This is a genomic window from Streptomyces maremycinicus (assembly GCF_001184025.1).
GTDB classification, from domain to species: Bacteria; Actinomycetota; Actinomycetes; order Streptomycetales; family Streptomycetaceae; genus Streptomyces; species Streptomyces maremycinicus.
The window spans coordinates 1-15,973 of sequence record NZ_BBYG01000024.1 but is presented as its reverse complement, the minus strand read 5'-3'; the positions used below and the strand labels follow the sequence as shown (position 1 = coordinate 15,973).

Annotated in this window: 11 protein-coding genes and 3 pseudogenes; 6 read left to right on the top strand and 8 right to left on the bottom strand. The window is 65.7% G+C overall.

Annotation, left to right across the window (positions count from 1 at the left end; translation table 11 throughout):
• The first annotated feature begins 31 nt into the window (after positions 1 to 31).
• Positions 32 to 7,162 (top strand): polymorphic toxin-type HINT domain-containing protein, encoded by a 7,131-nt coding sequence (locus tag AOQ37_RS34855; RefSeq protein WP_159401416.1) that lies wholly within the window; start codon positions 32 to 34, stop codon positions 7,160 to 7,162.
• Positions 7,152 to 7,523, top strand: coding sequence for an SCO4402 family protein (locus AOQ37_RS34850; protein ID WP_062650626.1), 372 nt, complete (start codon positions 7,152 to 7,154; stop codon positions 7,521 to 7,523). The genes AOQ37_RS34855 and AOQ37_RS34850 overlap by 11 nt, the downstream gene beginning before the upstream one ends.
• A gap of 152 nt (positions 7,524 to 7,675) precedes the next feature.
• On the opposite strand, the gene AOQ37_RS34845 is transcribed toward AOQ37_RS34850, so the two are convergent.
• The 3 genes and pseudogenes from AOQ37_RS34845 to AOQ37_RS34835 form a co-directional block, all read right to left on the bottom strand.
• Positions 7,676 to 8,941 (bottom strand): tyrosine-type recombinase/integrase, encoded by a 1,266-nt coding sequence (locus tag AOQ37_RS34845; protein ID WP_062650624.1) that lies wholly within the window; start codon positions 8,939 to 8,941, stop codon positions 7,676 to 7,678.
• Positions 8,941 to 9,123, bottom strand: a complete 183-nt coding sequence (locus tag AOQ37_RS34840) for a helix-turn-helix domain-containing protein (RefSeq protein WP_062650622.1) — start codon at positions 9,121 to 9,123, stop codon at positions 8,941 to 8,943. Before AOQ37_RS34840 ends, AOQ37_RS34845 begins: the two co-directional genes overlap by 1 nt.
• Positions 9,116 to 9,765 (bottom strand): annotated as a pseudogene (locus AOQ37_RS34835) (replication initiator); the annotation flags it as partial. The pseudogene AOQ37_RS34835 and the gene AOQ37_RS34840, both read right to left, overlap by 8 nt.
• A 90-nt stretch (positions 9,766 to 9,855) precedes the next feature.
• On the opposite strand from AOQ37_RS34835, the gene AOQ37_RS39255 reads away from it, so the two are divergent.
• Complete coding sequence (locus AOQ37_RS39255; protein WP_234437108.1) at positions 9,856 to 10,128, top strand: barstar family protein; 273 nt, start codon at positions 9,856 to 9,858, stop codon at positions 10,126 to 10,128.
• A gap of 94 nt (positions 10,129 to 10,222) precedes the next feature.
• On the opposite strand, the pseudogene AOQ37_RS34830 reads toward AOQ37_RS39255, so the two are convergent.
• From AOQ37_RS34830 to AOQ37_RS40600, 5 genes and pseudogenes are all read right to left on the bottom strand, one after another.
• A pseudogene (locus AOQ37_RS34830) lies at positions 10,223 to 10,627 on the bottom strand (tyrosine-type recombinase/integrase); the annotation flags it as partial.
• Positions 10,628 to 10,707: 80 nt separating this feature from the next.
• Positions 10,708 to 11,903 (bottom strand): annotated as a pseudogene (locus AOQ37_RS39250) (IS3 family transposase); the annotation flags it as partial.
• Positions 11,904 to 11,950: 47 nt separating this feature from the next.
• Positions 11,951 to 12,622, bottom strand: coding sequence for a nucleotidyl transferase AbiEii/AbiGii toxin family protein (locus tag AOQ37_RS34815; RefSeq protein ID WP_062650858.1), 672 nt, complete (start codon positions 12,620 to 12,622; stop codon positions 11,951 to 11,953).
• 11 nt (positions 12,623 to 12,633) lie between these two features.
• Positions 12,634 to 13,029: a hypothetical protein gene (locus AOQ37_RS34810; protein ID WP_234437107.1), complete on the bottom strand. Its 396-nt coding sequence runs from the start codon at positions 13,027 to 13,029 to the stop codon at positions 12,634 to 12,636.
• A 12-nt stretch (positions 13,030 to 13,041) separates the two neighbouring features.
• Positions 13,042 to 13,179, bottom strand: coding sequence for a hypothetical protein (locus tag AOQ37_RS40600; RefSeq protein WP_159401415.1), 138 nt, complete (start codon positions 13,177 to 13,179; stop codon positions 13,042 to 13,044).
• 803 nt (positions 13,180 to 13,982) lie between these two features.
• Between AOQ37_RS40600 and AOQ37_RS34805 the strand changes: the two genes are divergently transcribed.
• The 3 genes from AOQ37_RS34805 to AOQ37_RS34795 are packed head-to-tail and all read left to right on the top strand — an operon-like array spanning position 13,983 to position 15,636.
• Positions 13,983 to 14,234 carry a hypothetical protein gene (locus tag AOQ37_RS34805; protein WP_107085380.1) on the top strand — a complete coding sequence of 84 codons (252 nt, stop codon included), beginning with the start codon at positions 13,983 to 13,985 and terminating at the stop codon, positions 14,232 to 14,234.
• The gene (locus tag AOQ37_RS34800; protein ID WP_062650613.1) at positions 14,227 to 15,303 is read left to right on the top strand and encodes a response regulator; all 1,077 of its coding nucleotides are present in this window, start codon (positions 14,227 to 14,229) and stop codon (positions 15,301 to 15,303) included. Before AOQ37_RS34805 ends, AOQ37_RS34800 begins: the two co-directional genes overlap by 8 nt.
• A 54-nt stretch (positions 15,304 to 15,357) precedes the next feature.
• On the top strand, positions 15,358 to 15,636 hold the full coding sequence (locus AOQ37_RS34795; protein WP_062650611.1) for a hypothetical protein: 279 nt from the start codon (positions 15,358 to 15,360) through the stop codon (positions 15,634 to 15,636).
• The last annotated feature ends 337 nt before the right edge of the window (positions 15,637 to 15,973 follow it).

The following is a 15,973-nucleotide window of genomic DNA, read 5'->3' as shown; positions in this document are numbered from 1 at the left end:
CTGCTTATGGGGCAAGTGGGGGGGATCGATCATGTCCAGGACAGCTCGGCTGAGACACAACGTGCGCCGTATCGGCGCTCGGCAACGGATCGTCGGCGCCATGGTGGTGGCGCTGGCCCTGGCCGCGCCGACCGCAGTCCCCGCAGCCGCGGACACCCCGACCCGAGCTGGCGCACCCGCGGTGCAGCAGGCTCCGTCGGTGAAGGACGTCAGGACACTCACCCCGCGCAAGCTGAAGGTCAAAGACCAGACCAAACAGACCTTCCGCCCGGCCAAGGCCACCTGGCCGGCCGCGGTGACCGGCACCGCCACGCTGGCCGCGCCGCCTACCGGCGCGAAGCAAGGGACAAAGTCACCGGCCGCCGGCACGCCCGTGTGGGTCCGTGCGGTGAGCCCGGCCAAGGGCTCCTACCAGGGACCCAACGGCGTCTCGGTGCGCGTCCTGCCCCACCAGGACGCCACCAAGCTCGGTGTGAGCGGGCTCGTCCTCGTTGCCCAGCCGACCGCCGGCGGCAGCGGGAAAGTACAACTGGGCCTGGACTACAACGCCTTCGCACAGGCTTACGGCGGCAACTACGCCGACCGCATGCACCTGGTCAAACTCCCCGCCTGCGCCCTGACCACCCCACAGCGAGCCGCCTGCCGCACCCAGAGCCCCCTCCCTACAGACCGGGACCCCGCGGCCGACGAACTGACCACCACCCTGACCTTGCAGGGATCCCCGCCACAGACATCCCCCTCAAAGGCCTCAGCATCCCCTGACACGGCTGCCGTCCCGGCCTCGTACAGCGCCTCCCCGACGTTGGGCACCGCCAGCAGCGGCGAGCTGATGGTGCTGGCCGCGACCGCATCCAGCACCACGGAAGGCGGTGCGGCCGGCAGCTACGACGCGACCACCCTCGCACCGTCCGGGTCGTGGACGGGTGGCAACTCGTCGGGCTCGTTCACCTACAACTACCCCATCAGCCTGGCGCCCTCTTCGGGACTGCTGAAGCCCTCAGTGGGCCTGGCCTACGACTCGGGCTCGGTCGACGGGCAGACATCCTCCACCCAGGCCCAGTCCTCCTGGGTGGGCGACGGCTGGTCTACACCCGACTCCTCCATCGAGCAGAGCTTCACCTCCTGTTCCGACTCGCCGGAGGGCACTGCCTCGCCGGTTTCCAGCGGGGACAAGTGCTATGACGGATCGATCCTGAGCCTGGCACTGGGCGGATCGTCCACCGCCCTGGTGAAGAATGACAGCGACGGAACCTGGAAGCTGGCCCAGGACAACGGCTCGACCGTCAAGCACGTCACCAATGCGAACAACGGGTCCGGTACCTACAACACCGATTACTGGATCGTCACCGACCGGTCCGGCACCCAGTACTACTTCGGCCGCAATCAGCTGCCCGGCTGGGCCTCCGGCAAGGCCACGACCAAGTCCGTGGACACTGCCCCGGTGTACTCCGCGCACTCCGGCGACCCCTGCTACAGCTCGTCCGGGTTCAGTGCCTCGGTGTGCACCATGGCGTACAAGTGGCACCTGGACTACGTCGTCGACACACACGCCAACGCCATGGCGTACTACTACGCCCAGGACACCAACTACTACGGCGAGGAAAACGGCGCCCATAACGTCTCCTACGTCCGCGACTCCCACCTGTCCCGGATCGACTACGGCTTCCGCGACGGCGGCGCCTACGGCACGGTCCCCGACCAGGTCGTCTTCACCACCGCCGCGCGCTGCACTCTGGCCACGTGCGACCCGCTGTCGGCGAGCACCGCCGCCAGCCAGTACCCGGACGTGCCCTTCGACTTCGTGTGCGCCTCGGGGGCCACCTGCGCCGCGCAATCACCCTCGTTCTTCTCCACCGTCCGACTGGCCTCGATCAAGGTCCAGCAGTACAGCGTCGCGGCCGCCAAGTACCAGGCGATCGACACCTACACCCTGCACCAGAGCGAGCCCGCCACCGGCGACGGCACCTCACCCACCCTCTGGCTGTCCTCGATCACCCGCGAAGGCAACGACACCACCGCCGGCGGCTCCACCTCCCCGATCACACTGCCGGATATCAAATTCGCCGGCGTGGACCTGAAAAACCGGGTCGACACCTCCAACTTCCCCGGCCTGTACCGCTACCGCATCTCCGGCATCACCAACGAACTGGGCGGCCTGACCACCGTCAGCTACGACCTGCCGGACGCCTGCACCACCACCTACGTGGCCAGCGCGGACCCCAAGACCAACACCAAGTCCTGCTACCCGGTGTCCTGGACCCCCAAGGACTACCTCAACCCGGTCACCGACTGGTTCCACAAGTACGCCGTCACCCAGGTCCTGGAAACCGACAGCACCGGCGGCGCGCTCGCCAAACAGACGAACTACCTCTACAACGGCGGCGCCGCCTGGCACCACGACGACAACGAGGTCGTCAAAGCCAAGTACCGCACCTGGGGCCAGTTCCGCGGCTACGCAAGCGTGGAAACCCGCAGCGGCAACGGCTCCAACGACCCCCAGACCAAATCGGTCACCTCCTACTACCGCGGCATGGACGACGACTGGCTGACCTCGTCCAGCCGCCGCACGGTGAACGTGACCGACTCCCAGGGCGGCGCGCACACCGACAGCAACCAACTGGCGGGCAACGCACTGGAGACCACCGCGTACACCGGCGTCGGCGGCAGCGTGGACAACTCCACCGTCACCTCCTACTGGATCTCCGCCCCCACAGCCACCCGCGCCCGCACCGGCATGCCCGCCCTGACCGCCCACGCCACCAACACCGCGGAAAACTGGAGCCGCCAGGCGATCACCAACAGCGGCACCACTACCTGGCGTGTCACGGAAACCGACAACACCTACGACGCCACCGTCACAGACGACAACTTCGGACTGCTGACCTACAGCTACACCCACACCGTGCCCGCCGTCGCCGCCTACGACCAGTGCACCGCGATCACCTACGCCAAGGCCAACACGACCGCCAACCTGGTCGGACTGACAGCCGCGCAGGAGACCGACTCGGTCGCCTGCGCGGGATTCAGCCAGAACACCCCGGCCACCGTGCCGAAAACCCTCAACACCCTCACCGCACCCACCAGCGTCACCCGCCCGGACCAGGTGGTCTCCGCAACGAGGACGCACTACGACGACACCGCCTTCGCCACCGCCTTCCCACAAGCCACCGCGCCCACCAAGGGCGAAATCACCATGACCCGGCAGGCCTCGGGCTACAGCGCAGGCACGTTCACCTGGCAGACCCAGACCCGCGCCACCTATGACGCCTACGGCCGGCCCGCCGACAGCTACGACGCAGGCGGCAACAAAACCACCGCGGGTTACATCGTGGACAGTGCCGGCCTGACCACCGGCACGACGATCACCAACGCCAAGAACCAGACCGCAAAGACCACCTCGGACCCCACCCGCGGCCTCATCCTCACCACCACCGACCCCAACGGGATCGCCACCGCCGTCCACTACGACGCGCTCGGACGCACCACCGAGGTGTGGCAGCACAGCCGGCCCACCACCGCTGCGGCCGACACCAAGTACACCTACACGGTCTCCCAGACCAGCCAGTCGGGCACCACCACCGACACGCTGAACGACTCCCTGGGCTACATCACCTCCTACTCCCTCATCGACTCGCTCGGCCGGCCGCGGCAGACGCAGGCGCCGACCCCGCAGGGCGGCCGAATGATCGCCGAGTCGTTCTACGACTCGCACGGCTGGGTGTGGAAACAGAACAACGCCTACTGGGACCCTGACACCCTCCCGGCGCTTTCACCGGCCTCCGCGCAGGACTCCCAGATCCCCAGCCAGGACCGCTTCACCTTCGACGGTCTGGGCCGCGTGGTCGTCGGTAGCTCCGAGCAGTACTCGGTGCTCAAGGAACAGACCACCACCGTCTACAGCGGGGACGCCACGACGGTCATCCCGCCGGCCGGCGGCACGGTCAAGACCACCCGGACCGATCCTTTGGGCCGCACGTCCGAGGTCGACTCCTACAGCGCCCGGCCGACGCTGAGCACCCCGCTCAACACCTTCACCGGCCTGTACTCCATCAGCGGCGGCACCTTTAACGCCATCACCTACGGCTACGACGGGCACGGAAAACAGAACACCGTGACCGCCAAGGGCAGCACCTGGACCACCGTCTACGACCTGCTCGGCCGCGCCACAACCAAGACCGACCCGGACGCCGGTACCACCAGCATGGTCTACGACGCAGCCGGCCACCTCACCCAGACAACGGACGCCCGCGGCAAGAGCGTCTCCTACACCTACGACGTCCTCAACCGCCAGACGGGCCAGTACGCCTCTACGGTCGCTGCTCAAGCTCCCGGCGCCAGCGGCAACCAGACGGCCGCCTGGACCTACGACAACGACAACGCCGTCTCCGGCGTCACCAACCCGATCGGCCAAAGAACCACCGCCACCTCCTACAACGCCGGCAACACCTACACCACCCAGCAACTGGCCTTCAACACCTTCGGCGAATCACTCGGCGAATCCATCACCATCCCAGCCGTCCACGGCGCACTGGGCGGCAAAACCTACACCTTCCGCCACACCTACAGCCCCGACACAGGCCTGCTCTACACCGACAACTACCCCCTCGGCGGCGGCCTGCCCAACGAAATCACCACCCACACCTACCGCGCCGGCCTGGACCTGCCTGCCGGCCTGTCCACCACCTCCTACGGCTACGCCCAGAACACCACCTACACCGCCTACGGTCAGGTCCTCCAGGAAACCCTGGGCATGGGCACGAACCTGGCCTACATCACCAACGCTTACGACCCGCACACAGGAGCGCTCACCGACCAGCTGGTGACGCGCTCCACCACACCGGCGAAGGTCGACGAGCAGAACTACACCCACGACCTCGCAGGCAACACGACAAAGCAGGTCACCACCCGCCTGGGCGCCACCGCAGCCCCTGAAACCCAGTGCTACCAGTACGACGAACTCGACCGGCTCACCCAGGCATGGACCGCCACCGACGACTGCGGCGCAGTTCCCACCACGAGCGCCCACGCCCAAGTCGGCGACCCGCTCACCGGCGGCACGGCGTACTGGACCAGCTGGGACTTCGACGTCCTCGGACAACGCCAGCACCAGATCGAACACTCCACCACCGGCGGCAGCGACACCACCACCAGCTACACCTACGACTACAACGGCAACGCCACCGTCCAGGCTCACGCCCTGGCCTCCACCCAGGCCAGCGGGGCCAGCACCGCCACCACCAGCTACACCTACGACAAGAGCGGCAACACCACCACCCGCAACACCCTCGCCTCAGGCAGCCAGACACTGACCTGGAACGACGCCGGGCAGCTCACCCAGGTCAGCGGCGGCAAGACCGGAACCAGCGGCTACATCTACGACGCCGACGGCAACGTCCTGCTCCAGACCGACCCCACCAGCACCACCCTCTACCTGCCCGGCGAACAACTCACCCTCACCGGAACCACCACCACCGGCGTCCGCTACCTCCCCCTGCCCGGCGGCGGCACCGTCGTCCGCACCGGCACCGGCACCAACTACAAATTCCAGATCAGCGACCCCCACGGCACCAGCGGCCTGTACCTCGACAACACCGCCCAGACCCCCACCTGGCGCCAATTCACCCCCTACGGCGCCCCCCGCGGCACCACCGTCAGCTGGATCGACAACCGCGGTTTCCTGGACGCTCCCGACAACACCAACACCGGCCTCACCCAACTCGGCGCCCGCCAATACGACCCCACCCTCGGCCGCTTCATCAGCCTCGACCCCCTTTTCGAAGCCACCGACGACCAACAACTCGCCGGCTACTCTTACGCCGCCGGCAACCCCGTCACCAAGAGCGATCCCTCCGGACTCTGCGCGGGTCCCGACTGCCCCACACGCAACTGCCCGTCCTGCCTCAACTCCACGCCAGGCAACAAGGCCAGCACCGACGCTGCGATGCGCGACTACGTCGGTTCAGGCAGCACCCCGAGTAACAGCACGACCGTTATTCAGCAGATGTATGTTGCCTCCACAACCCCGTCGTCGAACGACGCAAGTCTCGTAGGCAGTCAATACTATGCGTTCGGAAGTAACAAACTCTCATCTACTGCGGGCGGTTACTGGACTCCCCAGACAAATGTCTTCGGTCAACCCGAAACGGTTTGCTATGGCCGCCTCGCCTGCAATCACGCATATGCCTACTATCTCGAGCACCCGGACGACGTAGCGGGGGCAAAGGAAATCGCCGCCACCTACTGCATCGCGAACCCGGAATGCGACAAGGACGCTCGCATATGGGAACGAACAGTCGAGCTGGGCGACGAATTCGTCACGGCTTTGGCTGCCGGCGAAGGGGTCAGAATCGGAGAGCCCGTTGGATCCCGGGCGTCGGCCTGCAGCTTCTCGCCAGACACGCCAGTACTAATGGAGGGTGGAAAAACAAAGCCCATCGGAAAGATCGAGCTTGGCGACAAGGTCGAAGCAGCCGATCAAGCGACTGGCAAGCACGTGGGTGCCCGCACGGTCCAGCACGTGTTGATCAACCACGACTACGACTTGCTCGACCTCACCATCCGCAGCGAGGACGGCCAGACCGCCACCCTCCACACCACCACCAACCATCCCTTCTGGGACGACACCACCCACACCTGGGTCCCCGCCGGCAAGCTCTACCGCGGCGACATCCTCAATACCTCCACCGACCAACATGCGTACGTCGTCTCCATAGACCCCACACCCGGTGACGGCAACCGCTGGAATCTCACCGTCGAAGACCTCCACACGTACTATGTGCTGGCTGGGGCCACACCGGTACTCGTCCATAATTCTGGAGGTTGCCCGGAGATCGGGCCGGGGTGGTTCCCGTATGGAACCGGGAAAGTCCCCAGTGGCTGGTCTGGCCCCAACATGACCAAGAAGTTCAAGAAGAACGATAGTAAGCAAGGTTTTGTGTGGCGGGCTCCCAAGGGCCAGGACGGTGTTCGTATCGATAGGGGGGACCCCAATTCGCAGTGGGGTAGTCAGCAGGTTGATCACGTCATAATCAACTCGGGTGGCAGGATCGTTGGCAGAGGGGGCCAGTTGCTTCCGGCTGGGGCAAGAATTCAGGATTACCCAGTGGAAGCCCATGTTCCCCTTAGTGAGTGGCAGACGTGGAGGAGCTGGAATGCCCCCTAAGGTCGCTGAACTGGAGACTCCTTGGATCCGCGCTCAGTTGATCGACTGGCTGGTCAGGCTGAGTGACAAGGGTTGGCAGGAGGAGAACTGGATGTCGAGGGATCCAGGTAAATCCGGCCTCGATGAGGCGCTAGATTTCTTCGATGACTCTGGAGTTCTCACGGAACCACGCGGGAGGCTGGGTTTCGTCCTCGTCGATGAAGAGGAAGTTGCAGCTATGCAGGCACTGAATTCGGTGATGGATCGCGCAATTTCTGTATCGTCATCGTGTGATGCGGAAATCATCCAAACGCGGGCATGGGATGATGTAGTTAACGCTGCCCGTGGGGCTCTCATCGCGATGGGTGAGGAAATGCAGTAGCTGATGCAAGCGAAACCCTATTTCAGGTGTGAGTCATCTGCCTGATGTGGGAGTTCTAATTCGCTAATAGGCGAATAAGAGTGGACTCGCGTGTCACGAAAACTGTTTCTGTGACACGCGAGCCCGCTCTGACGGCAACGCTGACGGCAACATCAGCGGACGACGGCCGTGGCAGGTGGGTCGTCAAGGTCGTCGTCCTGGCCGCCAAGGGCGTGGCCCAGGGCATCGATGGCGTCACGCTGGAGTCGGAGGCGTACGTGGGCGTAGACGCCGGCGGTGACGCCGATGTGGGCGTGGCCGAGGAGTTCCTTGATCACGACGAGGTCGACGCCTTGTTCCAGGAGCAGCGTGGCGGTCGAGTGGCGGAGGTCGTGGAAGCGGATGCGGCGGAGCCCGGCCCGGTCGAGGAAGCTGCGGAAGCGGCGTGTGAGGTTGGCCGGGTCGAGAGGCCGTCCAGTCGGCGTGGTGAAGACGAGACCGCTGTCTCTCCAAGCTGAGCCTGCGATCTCACGCTCCTTGTCCTGCTGCTGCCTGTGCTCCTTGAGAGAGCGGATGCACTCGGTCGGGAGCGCGATCCGGCGCTCGGACGCCAGGGTCTTGGTGGGCAGATGCGTGAGGCCGCCGGTTCGGGTGCGCTGGAGCGAACGGCGGATGCTGGCAGTTCCGTTGCTGAGGTCGAGGTCTTCCCAGTGGAGGCCGAGGAGTTCGCCTTTGCGGAGTCCGGTGCGCAGGGCGAGTGCGTACAGCGCGTGCAGTCGGTCGGCGCGGGCTGCGTCGAGGAACTGGCGGGCTTCGGTTGCGGTGAACGGTCGGAATCGCCGAGGACGAGGTGCGGTGGCCCTCACGTTCCGGGCGACGTTGCGGGGCAGCTCGTCTTCGCGGACGGCGTGTTCCAGTGCCGACTTGAGCACCGAGTGCACGTAGGTCACGGTCAGAGCGGACAACTGCTTCTGGCAGCACTCGCCGACCGCGCAGCAGGCCTTCCGTTCGGCGTCCAGCCCTTGGGTGCAGCACTGGCAAGTGGCGCGCAGGCGGTCGAGGAAGGTGCGCACGTCTTTGGCGGTCAGCCGTGCGACCTTCTTGGTGCCGAGGCCGGGCATGAGGTGGAGGCGGACACAGGCGGCGTATCGGACGTGAGTGTTCTCCCGAAGCCGGTGGACAGCGACGCCATTCAGCCAGTAGGTCAGGTAGTCGCCGAGGGTGCTGTCGGCGGTGGCGACGGGGAGGCCGCGGTTGCTGTTGGCGATCTTTTCGGTGAGTTTGTCGGCCGCCTCTCTGCGGGTGGTGCCGTAGACGCGGACGCGTTTGCGGGTGCCGTCGGCGGCGAGGACGTAGCCGGCGGCTTCCCAGCGGCCGTCCTTGCGCTGGTAGATGGTGCCTTCGCCGTTGGCGCGGCTCTTGCGCTTGGGTGCGGTCATCAGGCGGCCTCTTCCAGGTGACGCTGTATGTAGTCGTCGAGTGCGATGGAGGGGATACGGCGAGCGCGGCCGATGGTGATTGAAGGAAGCCGCCGGGAGCGGATCAGGTTGTAGACCGTGGAGCGGCCGAGCTTGAGCCGGGCCATGACGTCCGGGACGGTCAGCAGCTCTTTGTCAGGCATGGGTGGGTTCTCCTTCCGTTCCGGGGGCGGGTTCGATGGATGCGGCCAGCCAGGCTTCGGCGTCGGAGAGGCCGGTGCCGGCGAAGACCCAGTGGGCGAGGACGTACGTCGTCTCGGGTCCGCTGTCGGGTGTGGTGGCTGCTCCTTGTGCGCGGCGCCATTCGGCGCGGGCGTCGCGGAGGGCGCCGAGGGTGGTGGAGTAGCGGCGGGACTTGGTGGAGAAGTGGCCGCGGAAGCCGAGCATGTGGGCCCAGGCGCGCAGGCGGAGGTGTTCCAGGTCTTTGCGGGCGCCGAGGGTCCAGGCGGTGCGGATGAGACGGCGGGCGTGGTCGCTGATGTCGAGCTGGGCGAGTTCGGCGGCGAACTTCAGGGGGCGGTCGAGAGCTCCCGTGGCCGTCTCGGCGCCCTTGGTGGCGTACTTGGCGATGTACGCCGCTACGGCGGGCTCGGTCAGCTCCTGGCCGTCGTTGAAGTCGGCGGAGCGGATGGTGCGGACGTCGAGTTGGCGGCCAAAGGTGAAGGTGTGCGCTCGACCGTCGAGGGTGGGGCGTCGACCCGGACCTTGGCTGCGGCCGTGCGGATGGCGTCGGTGAGCAGTTCGGCGGTTGCCCAGGCCGGGGGCGGGGTGTCGCCGCCGGTTGGCTTCGGTGGCCGACGAACTATCAGGGTGCATTGCTGCACGTCGTTCAGAATTCCTGGTTTGCTACGAACCGTAGGGCTGCTCGCTATGGAGTGGAAGAGGTTGTCCACTTGGATGGTGGACAAATTTCGACGAAGTCGGGGTTCTACTGCGCATTGGGTGAGGCGGTTAATGGCCCAGGCGGGTACTTTGGATCGAATCTTGACGCTCTCGCGGACTGTATTTCTTCGGGTTTCGGCGAGGGACCTCCGGCGAGGATTATTTGGCGGAACTTTCAGGCGTCTCAAGAATCTCTTGATCGCGCCTTCCTGGATTCGATTGTGGGACTAATGCGCGAATTCCGCGTAGATCTCGCCACTTGCTGACTTTGGGGGCGTGTGCGCGAGTAAATAGGACGCCCCGCCAGATGGCATCTGGTGGGGCGTCTGGGTGGGGTGACGGCAGTAGTTGACGGCAACGTCAGCGGACGGTGGCTCCGGCGAGTGGTGGTTCGTCGCTGTCTTCGGGTTTCCCGGTGGTCTCGGTGGGGTTGCGGAGCGCGTGGCCGAGGAGGTCGATGGCGTCGCGTTGGAGGCGGAGCTGGACGTGGGCGTAGACGGTGGCGGTGAAGCCGATGGGGGCGTGGCCCAACAGCTCCTTGATCACGACGAGTTCCACTCCCTGTCCCAGGAGGAGGGTGGCGGTCGAGTGGCGGAGGTCGTGGAACCGGATGCGGCGGAGTCTGGCCTGGCGGAGCAGGGTGTTGAAGTGCTGGGTGAGGGTGGACCCTTCGACCGGGGCTCCGTCGGGTCGGGTGAAGACGTAGCCGCTGTCCTGCCAGCCCGTCCCCACCGCCTCACGTTCCTGGAGTTGCCGGTCGTGGTGAACCGTTCCGGGTTCGGTAGAGACCTCAGCTTGTGGTTGTGACCTGGGGTTTCGTGATTGCTCGGTAGTGGTTGGCCGTATTCGGCGGGTGGGATGTGCCCTATTTCACCGTGGAGTCGGCGGTGGCAGTACCAGTCGACCCACTCGGCGGTGGCCAGCTCGACCTCGGACAGTGTTCTCCAAGGCCGGCGGGGCTTGATCAGCTCGGTCTTGAAGAGTCCGATCGTGGACTCCATCAGGGCATTGTCGTAGGCGTCGCCGACCGATCCGATCGACGCGGCGATGCCGGCCCGGTCGAGGTGTTCGGCGAGCGCGAACGACGTGTATTGCGACCCGGCATCGCTGTGATGTATCAACTCGCCTTTCTGGTGCGGGTTTTGGTCGCGGTCGCGTTGCCACAGAGCCATCTCCAGGGCGTCCAGGACGAGGCGTGTCTCCTTCGAGGTGGCTGCCGACCAGCCGACGATGCGGCGGGAGAAGGTGTCCACGACGAAGGCCACGCAGACGACGCCGGCGAAGGTGGCGACGTGGGTGAAATCGGCGACCCAGCAGCGGTTCGGGGCCGGGGCGACGAAGTCACGGTCCACCAGGTCCGGGGCCCGCTGGGCACTCGCATCGGGGATCGTGGTGATCACCTTCTTGCCGCGGACCGCTCCGGTGATACCGAGGTCACGCATGAGGCGTTCGACGGTGCAGCGGGCCACCACAACGTTCTGCCGGTTCAGGTGCCGCCAGATCTTCCGGGCGCCGTAGACGCGGTAGTTGGCCTCGTACGCCTGAGTGATCAGGGTCTTCAGCTCGGCGTCGCGGACGGTGCGGGCCGCGGGTGCGGCCTGGCGTTTGTGGTGGGCGTAGTAGGTGGACGGTGCGATCTTGCAGTCGTGGTCGGTCAGGACCCGGCAGATCGGCTCGACGCCGCCGAAGCGGTCCTTGTGCTCGTCGATGAACGCTACGAGCGTGTGTGTGGCCGGTCGAGCTCGGCCGCGAAGAAAGACGCCGCAGCCTTCAGGATCTCGTTGGCCCGCTTCAGCTCGGCGTTCTCCTTCTTCAGCGCCTTCATCGCCGCGGACTCCTCCGTGGTCGTCCCCGGACGCTGACCGGAGTCGATCTTGTCCCGCTTGACCCAGTTGCGCAGCGTCTCGGCGGAACCGATACCGAGCGTTTGAGCCACCGCCCGCAACGCGGCCGACTCGTTCGGATAGTCCCCACGGACTTCGGCTACCATACGAACCGCTCGTTTGCGCAGCTCAGCGGGGTAGGAGGAGGGACGTGCCATGACTCGATCCTTTCATGGAATCGAGTCTCCACCGAACCCGGAACGGTTCACTGGTCGTAGTCGTAGGGGCCTTCATAGATCTCGGCGAGCCGTTGTGCGAGATCCTCGAGCCAGCTCTGGGCCCAGCGGCGTAGTTCCGTGATGCCAGCGGTGTCCATGCCATAAGCCTCGAATTCCGCGTCGCTGACCCACTCCAGGCTCTCCAGCCGGTCGTGCAGCTCATGGAGGTCGAACTCTTCCGGGCGTCTGGCTGCGAGGTTCTCCAGTTCACCGATGCTGTAGAGGTGGCGGGCAGCGTGAACGTCCATGGCGTCACGCGCGAGACCCCGATCTCCCAAAGCCCGCACCTTCGTCCCGATGAGATCGTCCAGATCGAGGACCGGACCGATGTCCATCACGACGGGAGGGCGCCAGAGCACCTCTTTGAGGAGGTCCACCTCGCAGGCGGCCCCTGTGATGGTGTCGGTGGCAAGGAAGCGGGCCTTGAGCGGGGCGATGTCGATGATGGTGATGTTCCATCCTTTGTCGCTGAGAGCCTCCTCCAGCTGCCCGACGATCTCCTGCATCGACGCCGGGTCTTGTGTGGCGAAGTCGAGATCCTGGCTGGGCCGGTGCACGATGCCGTGAGCCTGCACCGCATAGCCGCCCATCAGGGCAAGTCCGTAACGGTGGCCGGCTGTAAGCGCGTCGGACAGCAGACGTCTGTGATGCTCAGGCAAGCCCGACAGCGTCACGCGGCAGCTGCCGGCTGCAACTGGGCGAACCGGCTCTCCCACGCGGTGCGCACCCCACGGCCGAGCATCTTGCGCAGCACAGGCCACGAGGCCACCAGAAGCGAGGCGTCGAGGTAGTGGGTGTAATCCTCATGCCTGCCATTGAGTAGAACGATCCGGTACATCCCCAGCAGCAGTTTCTCATCGCCGAGATCGAACGTACGCAGCCCCGACCACGCCAGATGCAGCGGCAGCGTGACTACGCCCTCTACAGGGCCGAAAAGATCACCGAGGCTGTCGGGCAGCTCGTCTGCCGCCGGAGCCCAGCGAGACGTCGCAGCACCGCTCAACGCCCCTTCGCTCATGCCCATGGACCCTTCTGCACTCAAACCGAACGGCCAGGAGAAAACCATGCGACAGTCAGCCTAGTACTCGTGTGGTCGGCACCGGACCAGGCCGATCAGCGAAAGCGGATCGGTGTCGGTGTTCTCCGGGACGCGATGCCTGCGGCTGAGCTCCATGAGCAGGGCCTGTTCGTCGTCGGTGAGGACCTGGAAGACCACGCACATTCTCAGCAACAGCCTGCCGTCGCCGGGCGAACCGTTCCAATGAGTTCGCGACGTAGAGCCCGGCGAGGCAAGCCTGCATGACCGGCCCCGCCAGCCTCGCACAGCGCCACACCGGGTCCCGCTGTATCGGCGGACGTGTCCCGCCTCCCGCCGCTCCGGACGGCGGAGCCCAGCTCGCGGGTCCGATGCAAGTCGACCATGGCCTCGGATTGTGGCGAAAGAAAGCCGTGGCCCGGGCTCTCTCTCATGCGCCGCGCACATCGCGGCCGAGCATCTTGCGCAGGGGAATGCCGCGTCGTCGCAGGTAACGGTGGTTGACCCTGAGTTCGGCCTGCGCGTCATCGGCCCAGCAACGGTCCTCCAGCGCGCCTCATGACGCGACCCGCTCTCGTTTCGGTGTCGCAATCAGCCGGTTGCTCAGGACATGAGGCACAGCCCTGACCGGTGGCCGCGTCCAATGCGTACACGTTCTTGTCGTTGCTACCCAGAAGCCTCCGAAGCTCCTCGCGCTCGCGGGGATGGTCCCGGAGCCTCGTAGGAGGCAGTGGAAACCCGGTGCAGCGTTGGCACAGGACGGCAGTGTTGCAGAGCAACGCCCTGGCAACGTTCGAGAGCATGGAACGCTGACCAGGCATGACGCTCCTCAATCTGTCCGGAAGGCAGCTGCAACGCAGGCCGGTGCTGCTCCTATTGCCCCTACTTGGACCGCAACGTCTTTGGGGTCGGTCATTCTGTAATCCGCCGTCCGCAATCCGCCGGATGGGCGATACCTCCCGCCTTTCGGGCGAGGCAGACGAATGGAGACCTTGGTGGACCAGCCGTTACTTTCGACGAGATCGACTCTCGTGATTCTGCTGGCACTGCTCGCAGGCACGGTCACGGGTGCGCTGACGGCGCTTGCAGGGGAGGGGACACCGCGCAGCGTCCTTACGGGCCTTGCTGCCCTCGGGCTGACGGTGCCGTTCTTCAACCGTCTCATCGATACCGACGGCAACGCCGCCCGGCCCCACGGCTCCGTCAGCGCTGCAGAGGGAGAGAACCATGGGTGAGCTGCGGCCCCTGGGGGACGACCTCAACGATGCCTCCCGCGCCCTGGCCATGGCCCTTCGAGAACTCTTCGAAGGGATGCACGTATCCATCCGCCGCTACGCGGCGCGGCGCCAGCGCGACCCGGGCACGTTCTCGCGCTACCTCAATGGCACCCGCTTACCCCCATGGCAGGTGATCACCGACCTCTTCGCGGATCTCGCTGAACACCGCGGAACCGCAGTCACCACCGAGGCCATCGAGTTCGTCCGTGAGCTGTACGGATCGGCCGTAGACGCCGCGTCCTCCCCGAAACACGCTATGGAACTTCTGGAACAGCAGCTGGCCGACGCCGATCGTGTCTCTCGGCGATCAAGCGTCCGCGGTGACGTCCTGGGAGACGCGCTCTTGGACCGGACGCAACGCATCGCTGACCTGGAGACGCGACTGAACCAGCTGGAAGTCGACCGGAGCGCCGAGCAGAGACGAGCAGATGCGCTTGCCGCAGCCAGCCCCGATATCTCCGGCCTCCTTCAGGAGCGCAACACGCTACAGCTGGAAGTGGATCGGCTCGGGGAAGACCTCAGGGAAGCGCGAGCCCAGCGCGATGCAGCAGAAGATCGCTGCAACCTCCTCGAGCGCCAGCTGGAAGCCGTGGAAAAGCCAGCTCCCCCGCTGCCTGCCGTACCGCATGGCATGCCCAAGATCTTGATCGTCGATGACCAACCGGACAACCTGCTTGCGATGACCGCGGTCCTGGCGACCCTCGATCAGGAGCTCGTCACCGTCACCTCTGGCCGCGAAGCACTCAAAGCACTTCTCGATCACGACGACTTCGCGGTCATCATCATGGACGTCCAGATGCCGGTGATGGACGGTTACGAGACCTGCGCCCACATCAAACGCCGCCCCCGCACCAGAGATGTCCCCATCATCTTCCTGACCGCTATGGGCGTGGACTCGGAGCACGCCGCCCGCGGATACGCGGCCGGCGCCGTGGATTACATCAGCAAGCCTTTTGATCCCTGGGCCCTGCGCGCCAAAGTCGTCGTGTTCACGTCCATCTACCTGGAGAAGTGCAGCCAGCAGTGAACGCGGACAGCACAGGTGTGCGCTCTCTCAGCCACCCCGCCGCAAAACGGACACGTGCGGGAGGGGGGGCTGCCGCTGTGGCCGTACTTCCAGGTCTTGCGCTGGCATGCGGCGCAGGGGCCGACCTGGCTGCCCAGGCAGACGAACGGGATCCTGGCTCAGATCTCCGGCGAGGACGCGATGATCGGGATCCTCCAGCTCAACGTGGCTCTCGCCGCCGCCGGCACCGCCTACCAGAGCTGGAAGACCGACGAGGACTTCGACACCTACATCGAGCGCCTGCGCACCTGCCTTGCCGTCGCAGGGGCCGGCGCCGCGTCCCCCGCTCCATGACCAAACGGAACCGGCCAACCCTGGCAGGTGAAGTACCTGACCACGCTCACGCAGAAGGTCGGGAAGGAACGCTTTGACGCCGAGTTCGCCTAGGCGATCACGGGCAGCGACCTTGCACGGTCCTGAGTATCCGGCCTATGGCCGCCCAGGCTGTCACTCGCCTCAGCAGTGTCATGATGATCGTCATCTGTGCCGTCCTGCTGGTGGATCGCCTGGCCGGCTGAGGATCCCGCCCGTCCCTCCACCCCATTCGACGGCCCGCCGTCCTTCCGGGCGCCGGGCCGTCGACACAGGATGCTCCAGTAGGCTGCGCTGGTCATGGACACGCAGGCCGCAC